This window comes from Brevundimonas sp. (assembly GCF_046295775.1).
Classification (GTDB): domain Bacteria; phylum Pseudomonadota; class Alphaproteobacteria; order Caulobacterales; family Caulobacteraceae; genus Brevundimonas.
On the sequence record NZ_JBKBML010000011.1, the window covers coordinates 1 to 23,005 of the forward strand.

Sequence of the window (23,005 nt, forward strand, 5' to 3'; positions counted from 1 at the left end):
TGCATCTACTGCTACGCCCGTCCGTCCCATGCCTGGATGGGCCTATCCGCGGGCCTGGATTTCGAGAGCCGGATCTTCTTCAAGCCCGAGGCCGCGCGTCTGCTGGAGCAGGAGCTGCTCAAGCCCCGCTACGTCTGCAAACGCATCCACATAGGCGGCAACACCGACCCCTATCAGCCGATCGAGCGCGAGACGCGGTCGACCCGGTCGATTCTGGAGGTCATGCAGCGGTTCAATCAGCCGTTCAGCATCATCACCAAATCGGTGCTGATCGCGCGCGACGCCGACATTCTGGGGCCGATGGGCAAGGCGGGGCTGGCGTCGGCTTTCGTCTCGATCACTACGCTCGACCGCAAGCTGGCCCGCGCCATGGAGCCCCGCGCCTCCACCCCGGCCAAGCGGTTGGAGGCGATCAGTCGTCTGGCCGAGGCGGGCTGTCCCGTCGGCGTCGGCTTCGCCCCCGTCATCCCCGGCCTGAACGACCATGAAATGGAGTCGGTCCTGGAGGCCGCGGCCAAGGCCGGGGCGACCACGGCCATGTATGTCACCCTGCGTCTGCCGCTCGAGATCAAGGATCTGTTCCGCGAATGGCTCGCCGAGAACCGGCCCGACCGCGCCGCTCGGGTCATGTCCCTGATCCGCCAGACCCGCGGCGGCAAGGATTACGACGCCGACTGGTCACAGCGCATGAAGGGAACCGGCCCGATCGCCGAGCTCCTGAGCGCCCGCTTCAAGGCGGCGATCAAACGCTACGGCCTGGACGGACCACGTCACCAGCTGGACGAGGGCCGCTTTCGCGTTCCAGCCGACGCACGGCCTCAGCTTGAGCTTTTTTGAGCTCGCCCCCAAGCCTTCCTTAATCGGCTCATTGCATCGTTGCGGCGTGCGTGCGCCCTCGACACCAAGCCCTGTGCTGACCGAACCGCCCTGGTGGGAACAGCTGGCGGCGGGGTTCGTCGTGGTCATGCTGACCGGCGCCGTTCTGGGGCCGATCTTTGCGCCGGATCAGGGCGAGGCGCCGATCCTGCGGCTGGTTTGGCCGCCGATCTATCTCATCACCCTGACGCTGGTGCTGGTGCGCTTTCGCGACATGTGCCGCGCGTGGCCCGCCTGGATCGCGGTGCTGCTGCTGGTCGGGCTCGCCTTCAGTTCGAAATACTGGTCGATCTTCGCCGAGGTGACCCAGCGACGCACCATCGCCATGGCCATGACCAGCCTCTTCGCCGTCTATCTGGGGGCGGCGTTCCGAGGCATCGCCCTGCCCCGCCTGCTGATGCACGCCGGCCTTGTGATGGGCATCGGCAGTCTAATGATGATCTTCGTCATGCCGTCGATCGGCGTGCACAGCGACGTCAACGCCGGCCTGTGGCGCGGGCTCTGGTACGAGAAAAACCAGATGGGCCTGGTGATGGTGATCGCCGCCGTCTCCGCCGCAGCCTGTCTTGCGGCCGGGGATCCGCGACGGTTGGTCCCCTTCGCCACCCTGGGCCTGTCGACCCTGCTGATCCTGGGCACCCAGTCCAAGACCTCGCTGCTCTGTCTGGTGCTGGGCGTGGGCCTGATCGGCGGGCTGTGGGTGCTGAGGCGCGGCGGGCCCGCGCTGACGGTCGTCGCCGTCTGGCTGGGCGTGGTGGCGGTCGGTTTCGGCGCCTGGCTGTGGTCCACCGAATCCGGCGAGATTCTGGAGGCCCTGGGCAAGGATCCTTCGCTGACGGGCCGCACCGACATCTGGGCCAGCCTGATGCGCCGCGTCGCCGAGCGGCCGCTGACGGGCTACGGCTACGCCGCTTTCTGGGGGCCGCACAGCGAGCCGGCCGCTTTTGTCCGCCAGGAAACGCAGTGGATCGTGCCGTCGGCCCACAACGGCTGGATCGATCTTCTGGTGCAGGTGGGCTGGCCCGGGACCTTCCTTGTCGGCGCCATCCTGGCCATCGCCGCCCTCTGCCTGATCGTACGCCTGCCGCATCAGGGCGCGCGCGAAGGCTGGTGGAGCCTGTCCTATCTGACGGTCTTCATTCTGCTGAGCCTGTCGGAAAGCGTGATCCTGACCCACCAGCATCTGCCTTGGGCGCTGGTTCTGGCGATCGTGGCGCGTGCGACAATGCGCGAGCCCACAGCGTTGCGCGCTCCCGCCGCCGCGCTTGCCCCGCGTCCGCGCGCGGCCTACGTCACCGGCTCCCGAATCGCCGCACAATCGAGACATGGCTCACTCCGCCGCTCCTTCCCTGTTCGATGACATTCCCGAGCCGAAAGGCCCGGAGCCTGACTCCGGGCCCAAGCCCGCGCCGGCCCCTGTCGCCGCGCCCGTTGCAGCGCCTGCAGCACCGAAGGCGGAGCTGACGGCCCACCCCAGTCCCGCAACGGCTCAGGCCACCGGATACTCCGCCTCTTCGATCGAGGTGCTGGAGGGGCTGGAGCCTGTACGCAAACGCCCCGGCATGTACATCGGCGGCACCGACGAGCGGGCGCTGCATCATCTGTTCGCCGAGGTGCTGGACAACGCCATGGACGAGGCGGTCGCCCGCCACGCCAAGCTGATCACGGTTGATCTGGACGCGGACGGCTTCCTGTCGGTGCGCGACGACGGACGCGGCATTCCGGTCGATCCGCACCCCAAGCATCCGGGCAAGTCGGCGCTGGAAGTCGTGATGACCGTCCTGCACTCGGGCGGGAAGTTCTCGGGCAAGGCCTATGAGACCTCCGGCGGCCTGCACGGCGTCGGCGTCTCGGTCGTCAACGCCCTGTCGGACCATCTGGACGTCACCGTCTGGCGCGACGGCTTCGAATGGAAGCAGTCCTTCAGCCGGGGGCACGTGCTGGGCCCTATCCAGCAGGTCGGGCCGTCCAAGAAGAAGGGGACGCTGATCCGCTTCCACCCGGACGCTGAGATCTTCGGCGTCGGCGCCGCCTTCAAGCCCGCGCGCCTGTTCCGCATGGCGCGCTCCAAGGCCTATCTGTTCCGGGGCGTGGAGATCCGCTGGACCTGCGCAGAGGAGCGCATCACCGACGCCACGCCCGCGACCGCCACCTTCCACTTCCCCAACGGCCTGGCCGACGCCCTGGTCGAGCGCATCGGCGAGATGGAGACGGTCACCCCGACCTTCGCCGGGCGGGTCGAGCGCAAGGGCGAGGCCGGCGCGGTCGAATGGGCCGTGACCTGGTCCCCGATCGGGTTCGGCGACAGCGACAGCTTCGTCTCGTCCTACTGCAACACCGTGCCGACGCCCGACGGCGGCACCCACGAGGCCGGCTTCCGCGCCGCCCTAGTCAAGGGCCTCAAGGCCTATGGCGAGCTGATCAACGAAAAGCGCGCCGGCCTGATCACGGCCGAGGACGTCATCGCCAATGCGGGCGCCCTGATCTCGGTCTTCATCCGCAATCCCGAGTTCCAGGGGCAGACCAAGGATCGCCTGTCGTCGCCGGAGGGTCAGCGCCTGACCGAACAGCTGATGCGCGATCCGTTTGATCACTGGCTGACCGAAAGCCCGAAACAGGCCAACGCCCTGCTCGGCTTCGTCATCGACCGGGCCGAGGACCGTCTGCGCCGTCGCAAGGACAAGGAGGTCCAGCGCGCGGCCGCCACCCGCAAGCTGCGCCTGCCCGGCAAGCTGTCCGACTGTTCGCGACAATCGGCCGAGGGCACAGAGCTGTTCATCGTCGAGGGCGATTCGGCCGGCGGCTCGGCCAAACAGGCGCGCGACCGGACGACCCAGGCCATCCTGCCTCTGCGCGGCAAGATCCTGAACGTCGCCTCGGCCACGGCCGACAAACTGCGCGCCAATGTCGAGTTGTCGGACCTGGCCCTGGCCCTGGGCGTGCAGCCCGGCAGCCGGTTCAACATCGAGGACCTGCGCTATGAGCGCATCGTCATCATGACCGACGCCGACGTGGACGGCGCCCACATCGCGGCGCTGCTCATCACCTTCTTCTACCGGTCCATGCCCGAGACGATCCGCCAGGGCCGCCTGTTCATGGCCCTGCCCCCGCTCTATCGCCTCTCGGCCGGGCCGCTTTCGGAATATGCCCGCGACGACGCCCATCGCGACGAACTTCTGGCCTCAGTCTTCAAGGGCAAGAAGGTCGAAATCGGGCGCTTCAAGGGCCTGGGCGAGATGATGGCCTCCCAGCTCAAGGAAACCACCATGGATCCGAAGAAGCGGACGCTGGCCCGCGTCTCGGTGCCCGAGAGCGAGGACGAAATCGAGGACCTAGTTGAGCGCCTGATGGGCCGCAAGGCCGAGGCTCGCTACCAGTTCATCCAGGACAATGCGCGTTTCGCGGTGGCGGATCTCGACGTTTGAGCCCCGGCGGCTTTAAGCCGCCGGGATCACCGCGCCTTCGTATTTGCCGGCGATGAAGTCCTTGACCGCCTGGCTGCGCAGGGCGCGGGCCAGAGCCTGGATGCGCGGGTCCTCAGCGTTGTCGGTCCGCGACACCAGGTAGTTGATGTAGGGGCTGTCGGCGCCTTCCAGCGCCAGCGCGTCGGTGCGCGGCTTCAGCCCGGCGTCCAGGGCGTAGTTGGTGTTGATCACCGCCACGTCGGCCTCCGACAGGGTGCGCGGAATGGCCGGGGCCTCGATCTCGCGGAAGGTCAGGTTCTTCGGATTGGCGACGATGTCGCGCACCGTCTGCAGCGGATTGGCCGGGTCGCGCAGGCGCACCAGGCCGGCGCTTTGCAGCAGCAGCAGCGAGCGGCCGGTGTTCGACGCATCATTCGGCAGGATCACCAACCCGCGCGCCGGCACGGCGGCCAGGTTGGCGTGCTTGCGTGAATAAAGGCCCAGAGGCTCGACGTGCACGCCAGCAACGGTCACCAGATCCGTGCCGCGCGCCAGGTTGAACTCGTCCAGATAGGGCTTGGTCTGGAAATAGTTGGCGTCCAGCCGCTTCTCCGAAAGCTGGACGTTGGGCTGGACGTAGTCGTTGAAGACAACGACGTCGATCGGCACGCCCTCGGCCGCCAGGGTGGGCCGGATGGCCTCCAGGATCTCGGCGTGCGGCACAGGGGTGACGCCGATGCGCAGCGGCGCATTGGCCCCGCTTTTGGCCTGGTCACCCTGGCCGCAGGCGGCGAGCATCAGGGCGGCGGCGGCGGAAATCAGCAGCGAACGACGGATCATGGGGAAGGCCTTTCGGGGGAGCGATCAGCGGTGAGAGACGGCCTGGACCAGGCGGTCGCCGGCCATCTGAAGGATTTGAACCAGCACCAGCAACAGCACGACGGTGACCACCATCACATCGGTCTGGAAGCGCTGATAGCCGAAGCGGATGGCCAGGTCGCCCAGGCCGCCGGCCCCGACCACGCCGGCCATGGCGGTGTAGCTGACCAGGGCGATGGCCGTGACCGTGGCGCCGGCGATGATGCCCGGCATGGCCTCGGGCAACAGGGCGCGGGTGACGATCTGGAAGGTCGAGCCGCCCATGGCCTGGGTCGCCTCGACCACGCCCTTGTCCACTTCGCGCAGCGCCGTCTCGACCAGACGCGCATAGAAGGGCGCGGCCCCCACCACCAGCGGCGGAATGGCCCCGGCCACGCCCAGCGACGTTCCGACCAGAAGCACGGTCAGCGGCAGCATGACGATCAGCAGAATGATGAAAGGCACCGACCGCAGCACATTGACCACGAAGGACAGCACCGCGTTCAGCGCCGGGTTCGACGCCAGCCGCCCCTTGCCCGACAGATACAGCAACACGCCCAGCGGCAGGCCCAACAGCACCGTCAGCGCCAGCGAACCGCCCAGCATCAGCAGGGTGTCCAGCGTCGCCTGGCCGATCTCGTCCCAGCGCACATTATCGAACATCAGGCCGTCTCCACCGCCACGCCGCGCGCCGTCAGTTGCGCCACGGCGGCCTCGGCGTCGCCGCCTGTGAAGGCCACGGTCATCTGGCCGTAGGGCTCGCCCCGGATGCGGCTGATGCGGCCCGACAGGATCGAATAGTCGACGCCGGTCGATCGCGCGACGCGGCTCAGCTCTGGCTCATAGGTGGCTGCGCCCCGGAAGGTCAGCCGCGCCAGACGCGCGCCAGGCGGCGTCACCGAGGCGTCGAACGCCTCCTCGCCCTCGGCCAGCATGGCCTGGGTCACGGGATGTTTGGGGTGCAGGAAGACGTCGGCGGTAGGCCCCTGTTCGACGATCCGCCCGTCCTTGAGAACCGCCACCTGATCGCAGACGCGGCGCACCACCTCCATCTGATGGGTGATCAGCACGATAGTGAGGCCCAGTTCGCGGTTCAGCTGGTCCAGCAGGGCCAGGATGTCGTCGGTCGTCTCCGGGTCCAGCGCGCTGGTCGCCTCGTCGCACAGCAGCACGCTGGGTCCACAGGCCAGGGCGCGCGCGATGCCGACCCGCTGCTTCTGCCCGCCGGACAGCTGGGCCGGATGCTTGCGCCCATGCTCTGCCAGACCCAGCCGCTCCAGAAGTTCGTTCACCCGCGCCGCCACCTCGGCCGTCGGCCGGCCTTCCAACCGAAGCGGAAAGGCGACATTGTCGAAGATGGTCTTGGAGTTCAGCAGGTTGAAATGCTGAAAGATCATGCCGATCCGCCGCCGCGCGGCGCGCAGTTCGGCCGGGTTTAGGGCCGTGATCTCCTGATCGTCGACGAACACCCGGCCAGCGTCGGGCGTCTCCAGCCGGTTGATGGCGCGGATCAGGGTCGACTTGCCCGCGCCGGACCGACCGACCACGCCGAAAACCTCGCCGCGCCCGATCTCCAGGTCCACGCCGTCCAGCGCGATCCGCTCGCCGGCGGCGCTGCGATAGCGCCGGGTCACCCCTTCCAGCCGGATCATGTCAGTCGTCCGCCAGGGCCGGGATGATGGTGACGCTCTCGCCGCAGCCGCAGGCGTCGGATTCGTTCGGATTGCGGAAGACGAACTTGGACGCCATGCGCGTCGTCTCGAAGTCGATTTCCGACCCGATCAGGAACAGAATCGACTTCGGCTCGATCAGCACGGTCGCGCCCTTGTCCTCAACTACCTCGTCCAGCGGTTCGGCGCTGTCGGCGAGGGCGAAGGTGTATTCCTGCCCCGCACAGCCGCCGTTCTTGACGCCCACGCGCAGGCCCGCCACCGGCCGGCCGGCGGCGTCCACGATCTCGCGGATGCGGGCGGCGGCGGCGTCCGTCAGTGTCACGGCCTTGGGCCGAGGGCGGCGCGGTCTCGGGGCGGTCTGCAGGTCGGTCATGGAGCCGCTCCCTAGAACATGTTCAAGGCCAGCTTGGCCTCGTCGCTCATCTTGGACGGATCCCACGGCGGGTCGAACACCAGATTGGCGCGGGCGGATTTCACCCCCTCGACCTTCATCACCGCATCCTCGACCCAGCCCGGCATTTCGCCCGCCACCGGGCAGCCGGGGGCCGTCAGGGTCATCTCGACCAGCACGTCTTTGTCGTCGTTCACATCGACCTTGTAGATCAGGCCAAGCTCGTAAATGTCGACCGGGATTTCCGGGTCGAACACCGTCTTCAGGGCAGTCACCAGATCGTCGGTCAGCCGGTCCAGTTCGGCCTGGGACAGGGCGCTTTTCTGCGGTTCGTCCCAGCTCTGGGCGAAGTCGGCGCTGGTGGTGATGTTCGTGTCTTCCATGGCTTACACAAAGAACTTCCGCGCCCGGGTCAGCGCATCGGCGAAGGCGTCGACCTCCTCCGCAGTGTTATATAGGGCGAAGCTGGCCCGCGTGCTCGACGTCACGCCCAGACGCGCCGCCAGAGGCTCGCAGCAATGCAGGCCGGCCCGCACGGCCACGCCATAGCGGTCGATCACCTGGGCCAGATCGTGGGCGTGCGCGCCCTGGACGTCGAACGTCAGGATCGCGCCCTTGCCCGGCGCCTCGCCCAGCACTCGCAGACCGTCGATGTCGGCTACGGCGGCCCGCGCGCGGGCGTACAGCCCCGCTTCGTGCGCGGCGATCGCATCGCGATCCAGGGTGGACAGCCAGTTCAGCGCCGCGCCCAGGCCGATGGCCTCGATGATCGGCGGCGTGCCGGCCTCGAACCGGTGCGGCGGGCGGGCATAGGTCACGCGGTCCTTGGTGACCGTCTCGATCATTTCGCCGCCGCCCTGATAGGGCGGCAGGGCCTCCAGCGCCTCGGCCGTGCCGTACAGCGCTCCGATGCCGGTCGGGCCGTACAGTTTGTGGCCCGTCAAGACATAGTAGTCGCAGCCGATGGCTTGAACGTCCGGCGCGGCGTGCACCGCCCCCTGGCAGCCGTCGATCAGAACCCGTGCACCGGCGGCATGGGCCAGTCGCGTGATCTCCTGGACCGGATTGATGGTGCCCAGCACGTTCGACATGTGGGTGACGGCGACCATGCGCGTCCGGGGCCCCAGCAGATCGGCGAAGGCGGCCATGTCCAGCGGCCCGTCATCGCGGATCGGCGCCCATTTCAGCACCGCGCCGCGCCGCTCGCGCAGCAGATGCCACGGCACGATATTGGAGTGGTGCTCCATCTCGCTGACGATGATCTCGTCGCCCGGCTGGATGGACTGGCCTTGTCCCGCCGCCACCAGATTGATCGCCTCGGTGCCGCCCTTGGTCCAGACGACGGTCTCGGGCGACGGCGCATTCAGGAAACGTGCGACCGTTTCGCGCGCCGCTTCAAAGGCTTCGGTCGCTTCGTTCGACAAGGTGTGCAGGCCGCGATGGACGTTGGCGTAGCCGCCTTCCATCACCCTGACCATGGCGTCGATCACCGCGCGCGGCTTCTGCGCCGAGGCGGCGTTGTCCAGATAGACCAGCGGCCGTCCGTTCACCTGCCGCGACAGGATCGGGAACTGAGCGCGCAGGCCCTGGACGTCCAGCGCGGGACGCGCGGTCAAAGTCGCGCCGTCAGCCATTCGCGCACCACCTCTCTGGCGTCCTCGGCCTCGATCCGATCGACCACCTCGATGAGAAACGCCTGGGTCAACAGCGCCCGCGCCTCGTCCGCCGGCAGGCCGCGCTGCTGCATGTAGAACAGCGCCTGTTCGTCCAGGGTGCCGATGGTATTGCCGTGCGCGCACTGCACGTCGTCGGCGTAGATGATCAGCTCGGGCTTGGCGTCGATCTCGGCGCGGTCGGAGGCGATCAGGGCGTGGTGGCCCATGCGCGCATCCGTGCCGTCGGCCCCGCGACGCACGACGATCTTGCCCTGGAAGACCCCGCGCGCGCAGTCGGTGCGGGCTGCCCCCTTGATCAGCTGGCTTGTGGTCCCGTCCGGCTCGGCGTGGTCGACCACGCTCGTCAGGTCGGTCTGGCGCGCGCCGTCCAGCAGATACAGGCCATCGATGCGGGCGTCCGCCCCTTGGCCGCCGTGCAGCACCTGGGTCTCGATCCGTTGCAGCTTGGCGCCGGTCGCGACCACGGTCTGGCGATAGCGGCCGCCGGGGGCCAGGCGCACATCGGCGTTCATGACCGAGATCGCCTGCTCGGGCTCCTCGACCAGGACCAGCCGCGTGACCTCGGCGCCGGGCGCGACGTCGATGTCCAGCCGGTTGTGGGCGACATAGGCCCCGCCCCGCCCCTCGTGGCTTTCCAGGATCAGCAGCTGCGCGCCCTCGCGCGCCGAAATCCGCGCCGAGGCCGTGTGGCCGGTCCCGTCGGCGTCGGAGATGTAACGCAGCCGCAGCGTCTGCCGGCCCGAAGCAATGAAGTCGCTCGCGCCAACCGGCCGCCCATTTGCCAGCACGATCGCCTCGCCGCCCAGCGCGTCGAACGGGCCCGGCCGATCCACGACCGCCGTTTCCGACGGCTGAGGCGCGTCGCGAAGATAGCGCCGCAGGTCGCTGTATTTCCACGTCTCGACCCGACGCGACGGGAAACTGGACGCGTCCTTCAGATCGATCTGAACGGCCAGGCTCATGCCGCCGCCGGAAGGAATTTGTCGTAGCCCTCCGCCTCAAGCTCCAGCGCCAGCTCCGGCCCGCCCGAAGCGACGATGCGGCCATTGGCCAGCACATGGACCTTGTCGGGTTTGATGTAGTCCAAGAGCCGCTGATAGTGGGTGATGACCAGCATGGAGCGCTCGGGCCCGCGCAGGGCGTTCACCCCCTCGGCGACGATGCGCAGGGCGTCGATGTCGAGGCCGGAATCCGTTTCGTCTAGGATCAGCAGCGACGGGTCCAGCAGCGCCATCTGCAGGATCTCCATCCGCTTCTTCTCGCCGCCCGAGAAGCCAACGTTCAGCGGCCGCTTCAGCATGTCGAAGTCCATCTTCAGCGCCTGCGACGCCGCCTTGACCATCTTCAGAAAGGCGGGGGCCGACACCTCGTCCTCGCCGCGCGCGCGTTTCTGGGCATTTAGCGCCGTGCGCACGAAGGTCAGGGCCGGCACGCCGGGGATCTCGATCGGATACTGGAAGGACAGGAAGACGCCCTGCGCCGCCCGCTCGGCCGGCTCCAGCGCCAGCAGGTCTTCGCCGCGCCAGGTCACGGCGCCGTCCGTCGCCTCATAGCCCGGCCGGCCCGACAGGGCGTAGCCCAGCGTCGACTTGCCCGCCCCGTTCGGGCCCATGACGGCGTGCACCTCGCCGGCGGGAACGTCGAGCGTCAGACCCTTAAGGATCGGCTTGTCCCCGACGGAGACGTGAAGGTTGGAGATGGAAAGGGTCATTTGTACCAATCAATAGCCAGTCCGGCGCTCAGCCGGGCGAGAGCAGCAATCGTCGCCGCCTCGATCGTTTCGCCACGTCGGCCTTCGTCAGCCGTCGCGTAAACTTCAATGTCCGCCCCCTGCTGTTTTAGATCGGCCAAAGCAGCAGTTTGTTCTGCGAGACGGTCACTCAGCGCAAGGATTGCGGCGTTCAGAGGAAAGGCTGCCGCTTCCGGCACCTCGAAGGTGCAATAGGTTTCACCACGCACCCCGCCAAGAGAGCGACCTCCCGGCGCAACCCGGGCGTCCCCAGCTGTCCATTTAACCTTGGCGCTTTGACCAACTGCCGCTTCAATCAGCTCAGCAGCCAGAGATTCATGCCTGACGCGAAGCGATAGGAGAGCCTGACGCTCGCTCATCCCACGCTTCCTTCTAGCGAGATCGCCACCAGCTTCTGCGCCTCGACGGCGAACTCCATCGGCAGTTTCTGCATCACGTCGCGGACGAAGCCGTTGACCAGCAGGGCCACGGCCTCCTCCTGCGACAAGCCGCGCTGTTGCGCATAGAACAGCTGGTCGTCGGATAGGCGCGTCGTCGTCGCCTCGTGCTCCAGCTGGGCGGAGCCGTTGCGGGCCTCGATGTAGGGGATGGTGTGCGAGCCGCAGTCCTTGCCGATCAGCAGGCTGTCGCACTGGGTGAAGTTGCGCACGCCCGTCGCCTTGGGGTGCACCGACACCAGGCCGCGATAGGTCGAGTCCGACTTCCCCGCCGACACCGCCTTGGCGATGATCCGCGACTTCGAGTTCTTGCCCAGGTGCACCATCTTGGTGCCTGTGTCGGCCTGCTGATGCCCGTTGGTGATGGCGATCGAATAGAACTCGCCCGAGCTGTCCTCGCCCTTTAGCAGGCAGGACGGATATTTCCAGGTGACGGCCGAGCCGGTCTCGACTTGCGTCCAGCTGACCTTCGACCGGTCGCCGCGGCAATCGGCCCGCTTGGTCACGAAGTTGTAGATGCCGCCCTTGCCCTCGGCGTCGCCGGGGTACCAGTTCTGGACGGTCGAATATTTCACCTCGGCGTCGTCCAGCGCCACGATCTCCACGACCGCCGCGTGCAGCTGGTTCTCGTCGCGCATCGGCGCCGTGCAGCCCTCCAGATAGGAAACGTAAGAGCCCTTGTCGGCGATGATCAGGGTTCGCTCGAACTGGCCCGTCTGGCTCGCATTGATGCGGAAATAGGTCGACAGCTCCATCGGGCAGCGCACGCCCGGCGGGATGTAGACGAACGACCCGTCCGAAAAGACCGCGCTGTTCAGGGCTGCAAAATAGTTGTCCGACACCGGCACCACCGAGCCCAGATACTGGCGCACCAGTTCGGGGTGTTCGCGCAGGGCCTCGGAGATCGGCATGAAGATCACGCCGGCCTTCTCCAGCTCCTTCTTGAAGGTAGTGACCACGCTGACGCTGTCGAACACGGCGTCCACGGCCACGCGCGGGGCACCCTCGACGCCGGCCAGCACTTCCTGCTCCTTCAGCGGGATGCCCAGCTTGGCGTAGACGGCCAGCAGCTCGGGATCGACCTCGTCCAGGCTCTTGGGCGCGACCTTCTGCTTGGGCGCGGCGTAGTAGAACAGGTCCTGATAGTCGATGGGCTCGTACTTCACCGCCGCCCAGGTCGGCTCCTCCATCGCCAGCCAGCGCTCATAGGCGGCCAGGCGCCATTCCAGCATCCACTTCGGCTCGCCCTTCTTCTCGGAGATGAAGCGCACGATGTCGGCGTTCAGTCCCTTGGGCGCATATTCCGTCTCGATGTCGGAGGTGAAGCCGTGGGCGTACTTCTCCAGCGCGGCGACGGCGTCGACGGTTTCCTTGACGGCGGCCATCAGGCGACTTCCTTCATGCGCTCGGCGGCGCGCGTCTTGTGTTTCTCCCAGGCGGCGACCCAGGCGTCGGCGAACCTCGCCCAGTCAGCCTCGACCGTGCCCCAGCCGCCCGAGACGCGCACCGCGCCCGTGGCCAGGCGTTCCAGCCCCATGGCGACCAGGGTCTTGGACGGCTTGGTCTTGCCCGACGAACAGGCGCTGCCGGCCGAGATCATGACGCCGGAAAGGTCCAGGGTGATGAGCTGCTGCGGGCTGTCCCAGCCCTCGACGGCCAGGAACAGGGTGTTGGGCAGGCGCGGCGACGTCTCGCCGACGATGGTCGCGCCGGCCGCCTTCACGCGCGCCTGGGCCGCGTCGCGCCAGGCCTGATGCGCTTTAGCCAGCGGCAGGTCGCGAGCCGCGCAGTCGGCGGCCGCGCCAAAGCCGGTCAGGCCGGGCACATTCTCGGTGCCGGCGCGATAGCCGCGCTCCTGACCGGCGCCGTGCAGAATGCGCACCGCCTCGCGTCCGGGCTTGAGCACAAGGGCGCCAACGCCCTGGGGTCCGCCCAGCTTGTGCGCCGACAGGGTCAGGGTGTCGGCGTCCAGCGCCGCCATGTTCACGGCGATCTTGCCTGCCGACTGGATGGCGTCGACATGCAGCCAGCCGTCGGCGGCGCGCACCAGGGCCGCCGCCTCGGCGATCGGCTGGATCACGCCGCTCTCGTTGTTCGCATGATGGATGGCGACCAGCGCCCGGCCGGGCCTGCCCAGCGCCGTCTTCAGCCAGTCCAGATCGACCACACCGTCGGCGTCGACCGGCAGCACTTCGACAGCCACGCCCGCAACGGCGGCCGCCTCGGCCACGCAGGGATGTTCGGTCGCCGAGACGATGACACGCTCACAGCCGCCGCGAATGGCGCTGACCACGGCCTGGGCGTTGGATTCGGTGCCGCCGGACGAGAAGATCACCGCCGTGGCGTCGGCTCCGACCAGGCCGGCGACCTGGGCCCGCGCCGTCTCGATCCGAGCCCGCGCGCGCCGGCCGGCGGCGTGAACGGCCGACGGATTGCCGTTGTCCGCCAAAGCCTTGACCATAACATCCTGAACTTCGGGACGAACCAGGCCGGAGGCATTGTAGTCCAGATAGACGCTCACGCCGCCGCCTCCAGACCCGCGCTCGCGGGCTGACGCCGCTGACGCGTGCGGTTCTCGACCACGTCCTCGAGGCTGACGCTGGCCAGATAGGCGTGGATTTCGGAGCCCAGGTCTTCCCACAGATGGTGGGTGATGCAGCGCTCGCCCTTGATCATGCAGCCGCGCGGCGAGCCGGCGCCGACGCACCGCGTCGCGCGGATCGGCTCGTCCACGGCCAGAACGATGTCGGCGATCATGGTGTCCTGCGCCTCGCGCGCCAGCCGATAGCCGCCGCCGGGACCGCGCACGCTCTTGACCAGCGCGCCCTTGCGAAGCCGCGCGAACAGCTGCTCCAGATAGCTCAGGGAGATTTCCTGACGCGCCGCGATCTCGGCCAGGGACACCGCCCGGTCGCGCCCATTGCGCGCCAGATCGGCCATCGCCATCACGGCGTATCGTCCCTTCGTCGACAGTCGCATCGCTCGCCCTTAAAAATCGCGCGCTTTTCGGGGCTCCTGTGCTAGAACCCGCGCCTTCCGAAAGGCTGCGGCGCGCCGAGTGGACTTAGAAAGTCCTACCGGCGCGGTCAAGTATTACGCAGCTGCGAAACGACAGTTGAAGACAGGGTCACATGCCTGAAGTCATCCTGCCCGGCGCCGCGGGCCGCATCGAAGGCCGCTATTCGCCAGGCAAGCGCGATAACGCCCCCATCGCCCTGATCCTGCATCCGCACCCCAAGGCGGGCGGGCACATGAACAATCCGGTGACCGTGACGCTGCACCAGCTGTTCCAGCAGCGCGGCTTCGCCACCCTGCGCTACAACTCGCGCGGCGTGGGCAAGTCCCAGGGCGAGTTCGACAGCGGCATCGGCGAGCTGGCCGACGCGGCGACCGCTCTGGACTGGCTGCAGTCTTCCAACCCGGCCGCCACCCAGACCTGGGTCGCCGGTTATCAGTTCGGCGCCTACATCGGCATGCAGCTCTTGATGCGCCGCCCAGAGACGGATGGCTTCATCTCGGTCTCTCCGCCGTCCAACATCTACGATTTCAGCTTCTTGGCTCCCTGCCCCGCCTCGGGCCTGTTCCTGCACGGCACGGCCGACACCGTGGTTCCGCCGGTCGACGTCGAGCGCGTGGTCAACAAGCTGCGCACCCAGAAGGGCATCGTGATCGACTATGAGCTGGAGGAAGGCGCCAGCCACTTCTGGCAGGACCACGTCCCGGCCGTCGAACGCCGCGTGGGCGCCTATCTGGACAAACGTCTGGAAGAAAAGCCGGCCTAACCGGCTCAACGCCGCTTCTGCATGACGAAGCCGATCACCTTGGCGGCGGCTTCGAAATGCTCGCGCGGAATGACCTCGTCGACATCGACGGCGGCGTAGAGCGCACGCGCCAGCGGCACGTTCTCGACAATCGGCACCTCGTGCTCCCGGGCCACCTCGCGGATGCGCAAGGCGACCGCGTCGACGCCCTTGGCCACGCAGATCGGCGCACCGTCGCCCTTGTCGGGCTCGTAGCGCAGAGCCACCGAATAGTGGGTCGGGTTCGTGACGATGACGGTAGCGTTCGGCACGGCCTGCATCATCCGCTGGCGGCTGCGCTGATTGCGGATCTGGCGCAGCTTGGCCTTGATGTGCGGGTCGCCTTCGGACTGTTTGAAGTCCTCCTTGACCTCATGCTTGGCCATTCGCATCCGCTTGGCGAAGCGGTGCCGCTGCCACAGATAATCCGCGCCTGACGTCAGGGCCAGAAACACCAACACCGCGCCGATCAGGGCGAACGACAGGTCGCGCGCCAGCGGCAGGACGGCGGCGGGAACCATGCCCGCCAGGTTTTCAAGCTCGCGCGTGTGCGGCTTCAGCACCCACCAGCAGACGGCGCAGACGGCGATCAGCTTGATCAGCGTCTTGACGAATTGGACCACCCCGTCCGGCCCGAAGATGCGCTTGAACCCCTTGATCAGGCTCAGGTTCGACAGCTTGGGCTTGATCTTCTCGCCGGTGATGATGAAGCCGCCCGACTGGGCCAGATTGCCGCCTGCCCCGCCCAGGATCACAGCGAACATCACGGCGCCCATGAAGGGGGCAACAGCCCACAGGGCCCGCATGCCCAGCTCCAGCCCGCCGCCAGCCTCGATCGCTCCGACCATGGCGTGCGGCTGGGCGATGAAGGGCAGCAGGTCCTGGGCGATGCGGTTGGCGAACCAGCCGCCGCTGGTCAGCAGCACACCCGCTGCGCCCGCCAGCGACAGCGTCTGGGCGACGTCCGGCGACTTGGCGACGTCGCCCTTCTTGCGCGCCTCCTCAAGTTTTCGCGGGGTGGCTTCTTCTGTCTTGGAGTCGGGATCGGGGCCTTCAGCCACCGGCGCCTCCCACGAACACCCGCGCCAGCGCCCGGTAGCGATCGATGAAGACCGTGCCGACAACGCCCAGGCTCAGGGCGAAGATCGACAGGCCCAGCAGGATCGACAAGGGAGCGGCGGCGAAGAAGACCTGGAACTGCGGCATTACCCGCGCCACCAGTCCTGAGGCCAGGTTGAAGATCAGGGCAAACACCAGGACCGGCGCGGCCAGCTGCACCCCCAGCGCAAAGCTGTCGCCCATGGTGCGCACCGCCATGGTGGCGAAGTCGGGCATCATCAGCGGACGGGCCGGCGCCACCAGTTCATAGGACCCCACCAGTCCGGCGATAAACAGGTGATGGGTGTCGGTGGCGAACACTAGCGTTACGCCCAGCAGGGTCAGAAAGGCCCCCAGTGTCGTACTTGGCTGGGCCTGAAGCGGGTTGGCGGTCTGGGCGAAGCCGAGCGTGGTCTGCAGCGAGACGATCTCGCCCGCCGTCGCCAGGGCCGCCATGAACATTCGCAGCAGCGCACCAATCATCAGGCCGACGATCACCTCGCGGATGATCCAGCCGACCATGCCGCCGATCGTGGCTGGAAGCGCCGGCAGGGCGCCCGCCACCACGGGCCACAGAGCCAGGCTAATGACCAGCGCCAGCGACAGGCGGATGCGCGGCGACACATAGCTCTCGCCGATGCCCGGGATCAGCATCAGCACCGCGCCGATGCGCGCGAAGATCAGGGCCCCGGCCCAGACCTGATCGGCCGTGGCGTAGGGGTCCATCGGTTCTACATGCCCGCGATACGCTGAGCGATTTCCTGCATGAAGCCGCCCAGCAGCGCGCCCATCAGCGGCAGGAACAGCAGCAGCGAAACGAAGATGGCGATGATCTTGGGCGCGAAGATCATGGTCTGCTCCTGGATCTGCGTCAGGGCCTGGAACAGGCCGATGCCGACGCCGACCACCAGGCCCACGACAAGCACGGGCAGGCACAGCTGGATCGTCAGCCACAGGGCGTCACGACCGATGTCCAGAACTTCCGCGCCGCTCATGAATCACTCCGAAGAACTGGGCAGAAAATGCCGGGACCGTGGTTAACGGCGGGTTAGGAAACGCCACACTCCACAAGCGCGGCGGTCCTCGCTATGTGGAAGGCCATGAGCGACGATCATCACCACGACATCTCCCAGGCCGACGCCGAGGCCGCCGTCCGCACCCTGATCCGCTGGGCCGGCGACAACCCCGACCGCGAAGGCCTGCTGGAAACGCCCAAACGCGTGGCCAAGTCTTACCGGGAACTGTTCCAGGGCTATGAGACCGACCCCCGCGAATATCTGGAAAAGACTTTCGAAGAGGTCGGCGGATACGACGAACTGGTCGTGCTCAAGGACATCCGCTTCGTCAGCTTCTGCGAACACCACATGCTGCCTGTCGTCGGGCGCGCCCACGTCGGTTACCTGCCGACAAACCGTGTGGTGGGCATCTCGAAGCTGGCGCGCGTGGTACAGGGTTACGGCCGGCGCTTGCAGATTCAGGAAAAGATGACGTCGGAGATCGCCAAGGCCATCCACGAGGTGCTGCGGCCGCACGGCGTCGGCGTCGTCATCGAGGCCGAGCACAGCTGCATGACACTTCGCGGCGTAAACGTCCCCGGCGCCAGCCTGTCGACCAGCCACCTCATCGGCGTCGTCCGCGACGACCCCAGAACGCGTGAAGAGTTTTTCCGGCTAGCCCGAAGCTAGGGCTCAATCATTCCCACTCGATCGTGCCGGGCGGTTTGGACGTGACGTCGTAGACGACGCGGTTGACGCCTCTGACTTCGTTGATGATGCGCGTGGCCGTGCGGCCCAGGACGTCCCAGGGGAATTGGTAGAAGTCGGCCGTCATGCCGTCGGTGGAGGTGACGGCGCGCAGGGCCAGGACCTTTTCATAGGTCCGGGCGTCGCCCATGACGCCGACGGTCTTGACCGGCAGCAGCACGGCGAAGGCCTGCCAGATGTCGTCGTACAGGCCAGCCTTGCGGATCTCGTCCAGATAGATGGCGTCGGCGTCCTGAAGCGTGGCGACGGCGTCCGGCGTGATCTCGCCGGGGATGCGGATGGCCAGGCCCGGGCCCGGGAAGGGATGACGGCCTACGAAGGCGTCGGTCAGGCCCAGCTCGCGGCCCAGCGCTCGGACCTCGTCCTTGAACAGCTCACGCAGCGGCTCGACCAGCTTCAGCTTCATATAGTCCGGCAGGCCGCCGACGTTGTGGTGGCTCTTGATGACCGCCGACGGGCCACCCGCGGAGACGCTTTCGATCACATCGGGATACAGGGTGCCTTGGGCCAGGAAAGCGGCGCCTTCGATCTTGCCGGCTTCGCGGTCGAACACCTCGATGAAGACCCGGCCGATCGTCTTGCGCTTGGTTTCCGGGTCGCTGATCCCGGCAAGCTCGCCGAGGAACTCCTTCGATGCATCAACGTGCAGCAGCGGGATATTGTAGTGCTCTCGGAACAGGGTGGTGACCTGGGTCGCCTCGTCCTTGCGCAGCAGGCCGGTGTCCACGAACACACAGGTCAGCTGGTCGCCGATGGCCTGGTGGATCAGCACGGCCGCCACTGAAGAGTCGACGCCTCCGGACAGGCCGCAGATGACCTTGGCGTCGCCCACCTGAGCCCGGATCTTGGCGATCTGTTCGTCGCGATAGGCCGCCATCGTCCAGTCGCCGGTGAGGCCGGCCACGCCGTGGGTGAAGTTCTTGAGCAGGGCCGCGCCGCGCGGGGTGTGCATGACCTCGGGGTGGAACTGGACGCCGTAGATCTTGCGCGTCTCGTCGGCGATGGCGGCGAAGGGCGCGCCCTCGGAGGTGGCGATGACCTGAAAGCCCTCGGGGATGGCGGTGACGCGGTCGCCGTGGCTCATCCACACCGGCTCGCGGTGATCCACGGCGCCGATCCCGGTAAACAGGGGACTGTCCTGAGTGATAACGATTTCGGCGCGGCCGAACTCGCGATGGTGGCCGCTCTCGACCCGTCCGCCCAGCTCGGCGCAGATCAGTTGCTCGCCATAGCAGATGCCCAGGATCGGCACGCCGGCCTCGAACACGGCGTGATCGACGCGCGGGCTGTCCGCCTCGGTCGTGGAGGCTGGGCCGCCCGACAGGATGATGGCCTGGGGCGACATGGCCGCCAGCGCCTCGCCCGCCTTCTGGAAGGGGTGGATTTCGCAATAGACGCCGGCTTCGCGCAGGCGGCGCGCGATCAGCTGAGTGACCTGGCTGCCGAAGTCGACGATCAGGACTTTCTGGTGCTGGGTCATGTGGTGCGCTCATAAAGGGCGAAGAAGAAGCCGTCGGTGCCGGTCGTGGCGGGCGACATCCGATGGCGGGCGGCCGCTTGGGCGGCGAATGGCGGCGTCGTCGAGACCGGTCTTAACTCCGGATGCGCGGCCTCGAACGCGTCGGCCGAAGCCTCGTTCTCGGCGCTCAGCATCGAACAGGTGACATATGCCAGCCGACCGCCCGGCTTCACCAGCTTGGCGGCCTGATCGAGGATGCGCACCTGCAGGGCGTGCAGGCGTGCGACCTCTTCGGGCGTCAGACGCCAGGCGTCCTCGGGCCGGCGGCGCCAGGTGCCCGAGCCCGAACAGGGCGCATCGACGAAGACCAGGTCGGCCTCGCCGTTCAGGGCCTCCAGCCCCCCGCCGTTCTGACCGATCAGGACCAGTTCCGCTGCCACCCCCGCGCGCTCAAGCCGAGGCCGGATATTGTCGAGGCGGCGGGCGACCACGTCGGAGGCGACCAGCCGCCCCTGCCCCTGCATGGCCGAGGCCAGCCCAAGGGTCTTGCCGCCGCCGCCCGCGCAGTAGTCCACCACCGTCAGGCCCGGCGCGGCGCCGGCCAAGGCGCAGACGATCTGGCTGCCCTCATCCTGGATTTCGATACGGCCGGCCTTGAAGGCGTCCAGCGCCTGAACGTTCGGCGGCGGCTCGGACGCCAGTCGCAGGCCGATCGGCGACCACGGCGTGGGCTCGGGCGAAAGTCCGGCTTCGCGCAGTTCGGCCTCGACTGAGGCGACCTCGGCGCGATCCGTGTTGACCCGCAGGTCGATGGGCGCGCGCGGCTCCATCAAGGCGCGGGCCTGTTCGGTCCAGGCGTCGCCGTAGGTGGTCTTGAAATCCTCGACCACGAATTCGGGCAAGCCGGCCGCGACCCAACCGGGCAACTCGCCCTCGCCGGACGTGATGCGGCTGCGCTCCTGCTTGGACAGCGGACGCGGGCCATAGCCGTCGCCGGAATGCAGCGCCTCGATCTCGTCCAGCGGCAGTCCGTCCAGAGCCGACAGCGAGCCGATCACCAGGGCGCGGCCGTCCTCCCGCCCGCCCATGATCCACGACAGGCGGCCGCGTGCGCGCAGCACCTTGTAGACCCGGTCGGCGATGGCGCGCCGGTCCTTGGACCCGGCGTAACGGTTCTGAGAACCCCAGGCCTTGAGCACCGCCTCGGCGGGTTGGCGGCCCTGGGCGATGCTGTCGAGGATGGAGGCGGCGGCGGCGAGGCGGGCGGCTGGGGTCACGTCAGATGAACAGTGCGATGATGATGAGGATCAGGCCGACCGAGGCGACGCCCCAGGCGGCCGAGCGCACGTAGGGCACGCCGAAGGCATAGAGCGGCAGATAGGCCAGCCGCCCGAAGAAGTAGAGATGCGCGCCCATGGCCGTCAGGGCGCCGTCCTTGCCCGCGACATGGGCCATCAGCACGGCGGCGATGAACAGCGGCAGGGTCTCGAACAGATTGGCCTGCGCCCGCATCAGGCGGCCGGCCAGGGGACCGGGCGGCGGGGGCACGCCGTCGCGCGGCCCCGCGTTCCACTTGGCCCCCAGTTCGGCCGTCCGCGCCGCGCCCGCCGCCAGGATCTGGATCAGCGCCAGAACCAGCGTCGCGGCCAGCACGATGAACTCGGGGGTCATGTCCATTGTCTTCAGCCCTGCCTGTAGTTCGGCGCTTCGCGCGTGATCATCACGTCATGGACGTGGCTTTCCCGCAGGCCCGCGCCGGTGATGCGCACGAAGCGCGCCCGGTTCTGGAACTCGGCGATGGTGGGGGCGCCGACATAGCCCATGGACGCCCGAAGGCCCCCGACCAGCTGGTGCAGCACCGGCGCGATCGGCCCCTTGTAGGGCGTTTGCCCCTCGATGCCCTCGGGCACCAGCTTTTCGGTCGAGACTTCCTTCTGGAAGTAGCGGTCGGCCGAGCCGGCGCCCATGGCCCCGACCGAACCCATGCCGCGGTACGACTTGTAGCTGCGTCCCTGGTACAGAAAGACTTCGCCGGGGCTTTCGTCGGTGCCGGCGAACATAGAGCCCATCATGGCGACGGACGCACCGGCTGCGATGGCCTTGGCCAGATCGCCGGAATATTTGATCCCGCCGTCGGCGATGACCGGCGCGCCGGAGTCCTTCGCCGCGCGAGCCGCGTCCATGACCGCCGTCAGCTGCGGCACGCCGACGCCCGCCACGATGCGAGTCGTGCAGATGCTGCCCGGGCCGATGCCGACCTTCACCGCGTCGGCGCCGGCGTCGATAAGGGCTCGGGCCGCGTCATAGGTTGCGACATTGCCGGCGATGATCTGGATGCGGTTGCTTTCGCGCTTGATGCGCTCGACCACGGCCGCCACCGAGGCCGAGTGGCCGTGGGCGGTGTCGATCACCACCACGTCGACGCCGGCTTCGGCCAGGGCCATGCCCCGCTCGTAGCCCGCGTCGCCAACCGTCGAGGCGGCGCCGACCAGCAGCCGGCCCTGGTCGTCCTTGGCGGCGCTGGGGAAAGCCTGAGCCTTCTGGATGTCCTTCATGGTGATCAGGCCGACGGCCCGGTAGTTTTCGTCGACCACCACGACGCGCTCGACCTTGCGGCTGCGCAGCAGGTCCTGGGCTTCCTGGCGCCCGGCGCCTTCGCGCACGGTGATCAGGTCTCCGGTCGTCATCAGGGCGGAGGCCTTGACCGAAGGGTCGCTCTCGAACCGCATGTCGCGGTTGGTCAGCATGCCGACCAGACGCCCCGTAGCCGGATCGACCACCGGGAAGCCGGTGATGCGCTTGCGCTCGACGATCTGGCGAACCTCGCCCAGCGGCGTGTCGGGCGAAATGGTCACCGGATTGACCACCATGCCGCTCTCATAGCGTTTGACGGCGCGGACCTGATCGGCCTGCTCCTCGATGGTCATGTTCCGGTGCAGCACGCCCAGACCGCCGGCTTGCGCCATGGCGATCGCCAGACGGCTCTCGGTCACCGTGTCCATGGCGGACGACAGCAGCGGAATGTTCAGTTTGATGTCGCGGGTCAGCCGCGTCGAGACATCCACATCGGCGGGCATGACCTCCGACGGACCGGGCTCGAGCAAAACATCGTCGAAGGTTAGGCCTTCGCGTATCTCCATTTGGAGTCTCCGTTTTGCGGGCCGCGTATAACGCCCGCTGGACTGGGCCCGCAAGGGGCGGCGGCGCTTATCGGCCGGATAAGAACAATTGCCTTGCGGAACGGCCGCGCCCGACCGACCTTTTGCACACATGGTCCGGGAAATTATCTCATCGGCCCGCCGCCTGGCGCTCAAGATCGCCAGCTATGGCGTGATGCACCTGATCGTGGCGATCGCGGTGGCCTATGCGCTGACGCGCGACTGGCGCATCGCCCTGGCGGTCGGCCTGGTCGAGCCGATCTTCCAGACCATCGCCTATTCGGTGCACGATCGGGTCTGGCACCGCATCGAGCACCGGCGCATGCGCTCCAATCTGGAAGAGGCGTCCGAGGCCTTCACCGCGCGCCTGGGCCTCATGTCGCCCGAGGAGCAGTCGCGCGCTCACGGGCACATCGGCCACAGCCACGCCTTGCCCCGCTCGTTCAAGCAGATCGCTCTGAAGACGATGACCTACGGCGTCATGCACTTCGTCGTAGCGGTCAGCGTCGCCTTCGCCCTGACGCGCGACATCGGCGTGGCGCTGGCCATCGGCCTGATCGAGCCGATGGTGCAGACGGTGTTCTTCACGGTCCACGACCGCGTCTGGAGCCGCATTGAGGCCAAGCGCGAAGCCCGCCGCGCCAGCGTCGCCCCGGTTTAAG

General features: G+C 67.7%; 25 protein-coding genes. 6 read left to right on the plus strand and 19 right to left on the minus strand.

From position 1 onward, the window contains the following. The 3 genes from ACK4I0_RS08260 to parE form a co-directional block, all read left to right on the plus strand. The coding region (locus tag ACK4I0_RS08260) for a PA0069 family radical SAM protein (RefSeq protein WP_409609837.1) at positions 1-837 on the plus strand (837 nt) is incomplete at its 5' end. Positions 838-910: 73 nt separating this feature from the next. Beyond that, complete coding sequence (locus ACK4I0_RS08265; protein ID WP_409609839.1) at positions 911-2,236, plus strand: O-antigen ligase family protein; 1,326 nt, start codon at positions 911-913, stop codon at positions 2,234-2,236. After that, positions 2,202-4,301: a DNA topoisomerase IV subunit B gene (parE, locus tag ACK4I0_RS08270; RefSeq protein WP_409609841.1), complete on the plus strand. Its 2,100-nt coding sequence runs from the start codon at positions 2,202-2,204 to the stop codon at positions 4,299-4,301. The genes ACK4I0_RS08265 and parE overlap by 35 nt, the downstream gene beginning before the upstream one ends. Before the next feature lie 12 nt (positions 4,302-4,313). On the opposite strand, the gene ACK4I0_RS08275 is transcribed toward parE, so the two are convergent. Genes ACK4I0_RS08275 through ACK4I0_RS08330 form a run of 12 tightly spaced genes read right to left on the minus strand, consistent with a single transcriptional unit; the run spans position 4,314 to position 14,044 of the window. Further along, complete coding sequence (locus ACK4I0_RS08275; RefSeq protein WP_409609843.1) at positions 4,314-5,120, minus strand: MetQ/NlpA family ABC transporter substrate-binding protein; 807 nt, start codon at positions 5,118-5,120, stop codon at positions 4,314-4,316. Positions 5,121-5,144: 24 nt separating this feature from the next. Further along, a complete protein-coding gene (locus ACK4I0_RS08280) occupies positions 5,145-5,801 on the minus strand; it encodes a methionine ABC transporter permease (protein ID WP_409609845.1) in 657 nt (218 codons plus the stop codon). After that, on the minus strand, positions 5,801-6,790 hold the full coding sequence (locus tag ACK4I0_RS08285; RefSeq protein ID WP_409609847.1) for a methionine ABC transporter ATP-binding protein: 990 nt from the start codon (positions 6,788-6,790) through the stop codon (positions 5,801-5,803). The genes ACK4I0_RS08280 and ACK4I0_RS08285 overlap by 1 nt, the downstream gene beginning before the upstream one ends. A gap of 1 nt (position 6,791) precedes the next feature. Further along, positions 6,792-7,184 (minus strand): HesB/IscA family protein, encoded by a 393-nt coding sequence (locus tag ACK4I0_RS08290; protein WP_135061267.1) that lies wholly within the window; start codon positions 7,182-7,184, stop codon positions 6,792-6,794. A gap of 11 nt (positions 7,185-7,195) precedes the next feature. Further along, positions 7,196-7,585 (minus strand): SUF system Fe-S cluster assembly protein, encoded by a 390-nt coding sequence (locus tag ACK4I0_RS08295; protein WP_135061269.1) that lies wholly within the window; start codon positions 7,583-7,585, stop codon positions 7,196-7,198. Between the two features lie 3 nt (positions 7,586-7,588). Further along, positions 7,589-8,836, minus strand: coding sequence for a cysteine desulfurase (locus ACK4I0_RS08300; RefSeq protein ID WP_409609850.1), 1,248 nt, complete (start codon positions 8,834-8,836; stop codon positions 7,589-7,591). After that, positions 8,815-9,840: a Fe-S cluster assembly protein SufD gene (sufD, locus tag ACK4I0_RS08305; RefSeq protein WP_409609852.1), complete on the minus strand. Its 1,026-nt coding sequence runs from the start codon at positions 9,838-9,840 to the stop codon at positions 8,815-8,817. Before sufD ends, ACK4I0_RS08300 begins: the two co-directional genes overlap by 22 nt. After that, on the minus strand, positions 9,837-10,589 hold the full coding sequence (gene sufC / locus ACK4I0_RS08310; RefSeq protein WP_409609854.1) for a Fe-S cluster assembly ATPase SufC: 753 nt from the start codon (positions 10,587-10,589) through the stop codon (positions 9,837-9,839). The genes sufD and sufC overlap by 4 nt, the downstream gene beginning before the upstream one ends. Beyond that, on the minus strand, positions 10,586-10,987 hold the full coding sequence (locus tag ACK4I0_RS08315) for a hypothetical protein (RefSeq protein WP_409609856.1): 402 nt from the start codon (positions 10,985-10,987) through the stop codon (positions 10,586-10,588). The genes sufC and ACK4I0_RS08315 overlap by 4 nt, the downstream gene beginning before the upstream one ends. After that, on the minus strand, positions 10,984-12,450 hold the full coding sequence (sufB, locus tag ACK4I0_RS08320; protein WP_409609858.1) for a Fe-S cluster assembly protein SufB: 1,467 nt from the start codon (positions 12,448-12,450) through the stop codon (positions 10,984-10,986). Before sufB ends, ACK4I0_RS08315 begins: the two co-directional genes overlap by 4 nt. Beyond that, positions 12,450-13,586 (minus strand): cysteine desulfurase family protein, encoded by a 1,137-nt coding sequence (locus ACK4I0_RS08325; RefSeq protein WP_409609860.1) that lies wholly within the window; start codon positions 13,584-13,586, stop codon positions 12,450-12,452. The genes sufB and ACK4I0_RS08325 overlap by 1 nt, the downstream gene beginning before the upstream one ends. Beyond that, on the minus strand, positions 13,583-14,044 hold the full coding sequence (locus tag ACK4I0_RS08330; protein WP_409609862.1) for an Rrf2 family transcriptional regulator: 462 nt from the start codon (positions 14,042-14,044) through the stop codon (positions 13,583-13,585). The genes ACK4I0_RS08325 and ACK4I0_RS08330 overlap by 4 nt, the downstream gene beginning before the upstream one ends. A gap of 152 nt (positions 14,045-14,196) precedes the next feature. Between ACK4I0_RS08330 and ACK4I0_RS08335 the strand changes: the two genes are divergently transcribed. Continuing rightward, positions 14,197-14,847, plus strand: coding sequence for an alpha/beta hydrolase (locus ACK4I0_RS08335; RefSeq protein ID WP_135061284.1), 651 nt, complete (start codon positions 14,197-14,199; stop codon positions 14,845-14,847). A 5-nt stretch (positions 14,848-14,852) separates the two neighbouring features. Here ACK4I0_RS08335 and flhB read toward each other — a convergent pair whose 3' ends face one another. The 3 genes from flhB to fliQ are packed head-to-tail and all read right to left on the minus strand — an operon-like array spanning position 14,853 to position 16,958. Continuing rightward, positions 14,853-15,926: a flagellar biosynthesis protein FlhB gene (flhB, locus tag ACK4I0_RS08340; RefSeq protein ID WP_409609864.1), complete on the minus strand. Its 1,074-nt coding sequence runs from the start codon at positions 15,924-15,926 to the stop codon at positions 14,853-14,855. After that, positions 15,919-16,689 carry a flagellar biosynthetic protein FliR gene (gene fliR, locus ACK4I0_RS08345; protein WP_409609866.1) on the minus strand — a complete coding sequence of 257 codons (771 nt, stop codon included), beginning with the start codon at positions 16,687-16,689 and terminating at the stop codon, positions 15,919-15,921. The genes flhB and fliR overlap by 8 nt, the downstream gene beginning before the upstream one ends. Before the next feature lie 5 nt (positions 16,690-16,694). Next, positions 16,695-16,958, minus strand: a complete 264-nt coding sequence (gene fliQ, locus ACK4I0_RS08350; RefSeq protein ID WP_135061290.1) for a flagellar biosynthesis protein FliQ — start codon at positions 16,956-16,958, stop codon at positions 16,695-16,697. Between the two features lie 105 nt (positions 16,959-17,063). Here fliQ and folE point away from each other — a divergent pair, with 105 nt between their 5' ends. Next, positions 17,064-17,648, plus strand: coding sequence for a GTP cyclohydrolase I FolE (gene folE / locus ACK4I0_RS08355; RefSeq protein ID WP_409609869.1), 585 nt, complete (start codon positions 17,064-17,066; stop codon positions 17,646-17,648). Between the two features lie 7 nt (positions 17,649-17,655). Here the strand turns inward: folE and guaA are convergent, their stop codons facing one another. From guaA to guaB, 4 genes are read right to left on the minus strand one after another with little or no spacing between them, the layout of a single operon-like run. Further along, on the minus strand, positions 17,656-19,206 hold the full coding sequence (gene guaA, locus ACK4I0_RS08360; protein ID WP_409609871.1) for a glutamine-hydrolyzing GMP synthase: 1,551 nt from the start codon (positions 19,204-19,206) through the stop codon (positions 17,656-17,658). Further along, a complete protein-coding gene (locus ACK4I0_RS08365; RefSeq protein ID WP_409609873.1) occupies positions 19,203-20,462 on the minus strand; it encodes an RsmB/NOP family class I SAM-dependent RNA methyltransferase in 1,260 nt (419 codons plus the stop codon). The genes guaA and ACK4I0_RS08365 overlap by 4 nt, the downstream gene beginning before the upstream one ends. A 1-nt stretch (position 20,463) precedes the next feature. Then, positions 20,464-20,856: an MAPEG family protein gene (locus tag ACK4I0_RS08370; RefSeq protein ID WP_409609875.1), complete on the minus strand. Its 393-nt coding sequence runs from the start codon at positions 20,854-20,856 to the stop codon at positions 20,464-20,466. An 11-nt stretch (positions 20,857-20,867) separates the two neighbouring features. Continuing rightward, positions 20,868-22,325 (minus strand): IMP dehydrogenase, encoded by a 1,458-nt coding sequence (guaB, locus tag ACK4I0_RS08375; protein WP_409609877.1) that lies wholly within the window; start codon positions 22,323-22,325, stop codon positions 20,868-20,870. A gap of 130 nt (positions 22,326-22,455) precedes the next feature. Here guaB and ACK4I0_RS08380 point away from each other — a divergent pair, with 130 nt between their 5' ends. Then, on the plus strand, positions 22,456-23,004 hold the full coding sequence (locus ACK4I0_RS08380) for a DUF2061 domain-containing protein (protein WP_409609879.1): 549 nt from the start codon (positions 22,456-22,458) through the stop codon (positions 23,002-23,004). Position 23,005: the final 1 nt, after the last annotated feature.